Annotated in this window: 4 protein-coding genes; 2 read left to right on the forward strand and 2 right to left on the reverse strand. The window is 61.5% G+C overall.

The window, feature by feature from the left end; genetic code table 11:
• Window positions 1–39 precede the first annotated feature (39 nt).
• Both R6T97_RS15810 and cobA read right to left on the reverse strand, forming a co-directional pair.
• Window positions 40–1,083 (reverse strand): cobyrinate a,c-diamide synthase, encoded by a 1,044-nt coding sequence (locus R6T97_RS15810; protein ID WP_410350245.1) that lies wholly within the window; start codon window positions 1,081–1,083, stop codon window positions 40–42.
• Window positions 1,084–1,152: 69 nt separating this feature from the next.
• The gene (gene cobA, locus R6T97_RS15815) at window positions 1,153–2,004 is read right to left on the reverse strand and encodes a uroporphyrinogen-III C-methyltransferase (protein WP_410350246.1); all 852 of its coding nucleotides are present in this window, start codon (window positions 2,002–2,004) and stop codon (window positions 1,153–1,155) included.
• Between the two features lie 97 nt (window positions 2,005–2,101).
• Between cobA and R6T97_RS15820 the strand changes: the two genes are divergently transcribed.
• The gene (locus R6T97_RS15820; protein WP_410350247.1) at window positions 2,102–3,151 is read left to right on the forward strand and encodes a cobalt-precorrin-5B (C(1))-methyltransferase; all 1,050 of its coding nucleotides are present in this window, start codon (window positions 2,102–2,104) and stop codon (window positions 3,149–3,151) included.
• The coding region (locus R6T97_RS15825) for a precorrin-6A/cobalt-precorrin-6A reductase (RefSeq protein WP_410350248.1) at window positions 3,148–3,741 on the forward strand (594 nt) is incomplete at its 3' end. The genes R6T97_RS15820 and R6T97_RS15825, both read left to right, overlap by 4 nt.

Below are 3,741 nucleotides of genomic sequence, written 5' to 3' on the forward strand. Positions count from 1 at the left end.
GGACTGCTGCGGGATACCCTGGCTGCAGCCGGCGGAGATTTAAAAGCTCATGTTCAATCCGGTAATCCCGCCGGCGGGTTTTTTGAGAAAATGGGATTTGAAAAAAAATTTTTGGAATACCGGTATTCCAAAGGAGAAATCTGAGCATTCGCCATAAATCTGCGCACGGCTTTCGCGCAGGCTGCGCAGAAAGGTGGTGTTGGCGGCCAGTGTACCGGCATGCAGTTCGGGATAGCCGCCGGGAAGATAGATGAGGTCGGCGTCGGGGGCCGCATCATCGGCCAGTGGCGAGAACGGGTGGATACTCGCGCCCGCGGCCTTCCAGTCTTGCAGCAGGTGCGGATAGCTGAAGGCGAAAGCGGCGTCCTGAGCGAGGGCGATGGATTGCGCAGGCGGGGTCCGTTTTATTGGTACGGTTCCGTTTTGCAGCGGGCTGAGCAGCGCCTCCAGGGCGGGCATATTGCAATGGGCCGTGATTAGCGCAGCGGCGGCATTCAGATACGCATCGAGGTCGGGGCGTTCCTGTGCCTGTACCAGCCCGAGGTGTCGGGATGGTTGCGAGAGTGATGACGTACGGGGGATGGCCCCGAACACGGGAGTATCTCCGAGCGCACGTCGCAGCATCTTTTCGTGCCGTGTTGAGCCGACGTTGTTGAGGATGATCCCCGCGATCCGGACGTCTGGATCATGCCCGATGAACCCTCGCGCAAGTGGCGCGACGGAACCCGCCATCTTGCCTGCGTCGATGACCAGAATAACAGGCAGGTTCAGGATGCGGGCGAGGTCCGCGGTGGCGCCTTGTCCGTCGGGCGGTGCGCCGTCAAACAGGCCCATGGCCCCTTCGATGACAAGCGGGAGCGGATCTGTGCTGAGAGTTTTGATCCGGGCGGGTGTCATCGCCCATGCATCGAGGTTCAGACAGGGCTGGCCGCAGGCGGCCTCATGAAAGCGGGGATCAATGTAGTCGGGGCCGGATTTGGCGGCGTGTACGGGGACGCCGCCATTCTTGAAGGCGCGCAGCAGCCCGAGGGTGATGGTGGTCTTGCCGCTGCCGGATGAAGGCGCGGCGATCACGAAACTCATCGGATATGGAGGCGGCAGGACGCCTCCGACGGGCGTTTTTCGGGCAAGATGATAATCGGATTCATCTTTTCAAGCTGATTCGGCAGGGCGGCCACGGCCCAGCGGATCAAGGTTGCGGGGGGGCTGGCCCGCAGCCATGTTTTGCCAGTCCAGCACCTGTCGCATGAGCACCGATTGTCCGACGCAGATGATTGCAGGTGGTTCGAGACCCGCATCGGCGATGTCATTGACGATGGTGCCGAGCGTGGTTTCGAGCACCTGTTGCTGATCCGTCGTGGCCGTAGTGACGACCGCGACGGGTTCGTTCAGGCTGCGTCCGGCCTTGATAAGTTGCTGGCTGATCTGGGCGATATGTTTCATGCCCATATAGATCACGATGACCTGACTGCCCTTGGAGATGCTTGTCCAGTCGAGGGAACTGGGTGTGTTGCCGGACTGGTCGTGCCCGGTCACGAATGTGACGGATTGGTTCACGTCGCGGTGGGTGACGGGGATGCCCGCATAGGCCAGTCCGCCGATGCCTGCGGATATGCCGGGGATGATTCGGATTGGGATACCATGTTGCACGAGTGTCTGCGCTTCTTCGCCGCCGCGCCCGAAGACGAAGGGATCGCCCCCCTTGAGCCGCAGCACCCGTTTGCCTGCCCGCGCCAGATCGACCAGCCGGAGCGAGATATCGCGTTGCTTGGCCGATGGCTTGCCTCCGCGTTTGCCGGCATAGATATGTTCGGCCTGCGGTGCCCACGACAGAATCTGTTCTTGCACCAATGCGTCATAGATCACCACATCAGCTTGCCGTAGCGCGTTGACCGCGTGGAGTGTCAGCAGCCCCGGATCGCCCGGTCCTGCACCGCAAAGCCAGACCCAGCCGGGTTCCAGCGTGGGCCATGTGTGGGCGGGAAGAGGGATGTCGGTATTCATGAGGTCTTTATGCCGCCGATTGCGCGCCTTGGAAAGGTGACAAACGACCTCGGATTGGCGATTGCCGTCATGCGCGCGCCTGCCTATCGTCGCGCCAATGAACGATAAGACGACACCACAATTGCGCCGGGGCTGGACCACGGGTGCCTGTGCCACTGCTGCAACCAAAGCGGCGCTGATGCGGCTCTGGGGTGGCGCCTTTCCGTGTGAGGTGGGAATTACCCTGCCGAAAGGCGAAACACCTGTGTTTCCGCTCGCTTTAGCCGAGGCGGGTGAAGGCTGGGCCCGTGTCGGCATTACCAAGGATGCGGGTGATGATCCCGATGTAACGCATGGGGCGTTGATTGTTGTGACGGTTTCCAGCTCGGAAGATGGCATCGTGTTCGCTGCGGGTGATGGCGTTGGCACCGTGACCAAGGCAGGCTTGCCGATTGGCGTGGGCGAGCCTGCCATCAATCCGGTACCGCGGCAGATGATGACGGATGTTGTCAGTGACATGGCCATGCAGTTTGCCCAGCAACCGAACGTGCGGATCGAGGTCTCTGTTCCCGGTGGGCAGGAACTAGCGCTAAAAACATGGAACCCCCGCCTTGGCATTGCAGGGGGCCTGTCCATTCTTGGCACCACTGGCGTGGTGCGTCCGTTCAGTTGTGCCGCGTGGATTGCATCAATCCATCGCGGGATTGATGTGGCGCGCGCGGATGGGCTGACCCATGTGGCGGGCTGCACCGGTGCGACGTCTGAAAAGACTGTGCAGGCGCTTTATGGGCTACCCGATCATGCGATGCTGGATATGGGCGATTTTGCAGGCGGGATGCTGAAGTATCTGGTCAGGCACCCCGTCGCACGGGTGACCATCGGCGGTGGCATCGGCAAGATCACCAAACTGGCACAGGGAGCGGTTGATTTGCATTCCGCGCGCAGTCAGGTGGATTTTGCGGGGCTGGCGGCGTTGGCCGGTGACCCGCGCATTGCAGGGGCCAATACAGCGCTGGAGGCCTTCGAGATTGCCGGAGCTGTGTTGGCCGATAAAGTAGCGCAACAGGCATTGGCGCAGGTACAGGACAGGTTTGGACGGTCCGAGATGGCTTTCGATATTGTCGTCATTGACCGCAAAGGTGCGATTATCGCGAGAGCAGGCGCATGACGCTTCTTGTGTTGGGGGGCACAGGCGAGGCCCGCCAGATTGCAGAACGCCTGAAAGGGTATGATGCAGTGATCTCGCTGGCGGGTGCGACCCGCATGCCCGAAGCGCAACCCTTGCCCACGCGGATTGGCGGGTTTGGCGGGGCGGACGGGTTTCGCCGTTTTCTGGATGAGGGCGGGATGACCGCCGTCCTGGATGCGACGCACCCTTACGCCCATCGGATCACGAAGCGCACCGCGCACATCTGTGCCGAGGCGGATATCCCTTATACCCAGTTTCTGCGTCCGCCTTGGGTGCCGGAGCCGGGAGACAACTGGACCGAGATCGCAACCGAACCCGAGGCCGCCCGGCATATTCCGCCCGGCGCAGTGGTTTTTCTGGGCACCGGACGACAGACGCTAGAGCGGTTTTCCAATCTGCAGGGGCGCGAGGTGATTTGCCGCCAGATCGACCCGCCTGAAAAGCCGTTTCCCTTTGCGGGCGGGAGGTATCTTGTCGGCAGGCCGCCGTTTTCGGTCGAAGATGAGGTTGCCTTGTTTCAGGACCTTGGTATCGATGTGCTGGTCGTCAAGAATGCGGGCGGCGCGCCA

The sequence above is a fragment of the Yoonia sp. genome (genome assembly GCF_046498525.1).
Lineage (GTDB): Bacteria > Pseudomonadota > Alphaproteobacteria > Rhodobacterales > Rhodobacteraceae > Yoonia.

Excerpts from the sequence above, each read along its gene's own strand:
- R6T97_RS15810 (WP_410350245.1), bottom strand. The coding sequence starts at position 1,083 with ATGAGTTTCGTGATCGCCGCGCCTTCATCCGGCAGCGGCAAGACCACC.
- cobA (WP_410350246.1), bottom strand. The coding sequence starts at position 2,004 with ATGAATACCGACATCCCTCTTCCCGCCCACACATGGCCCACGCTGGAA.
- R6T97_RS15820 (WP_410350247.1), top strand. The coding sequence starts at position 2,102 with ATGAACGATAAGACGACACCACAATTGCGCCGGGGCTGGACCACGGGT.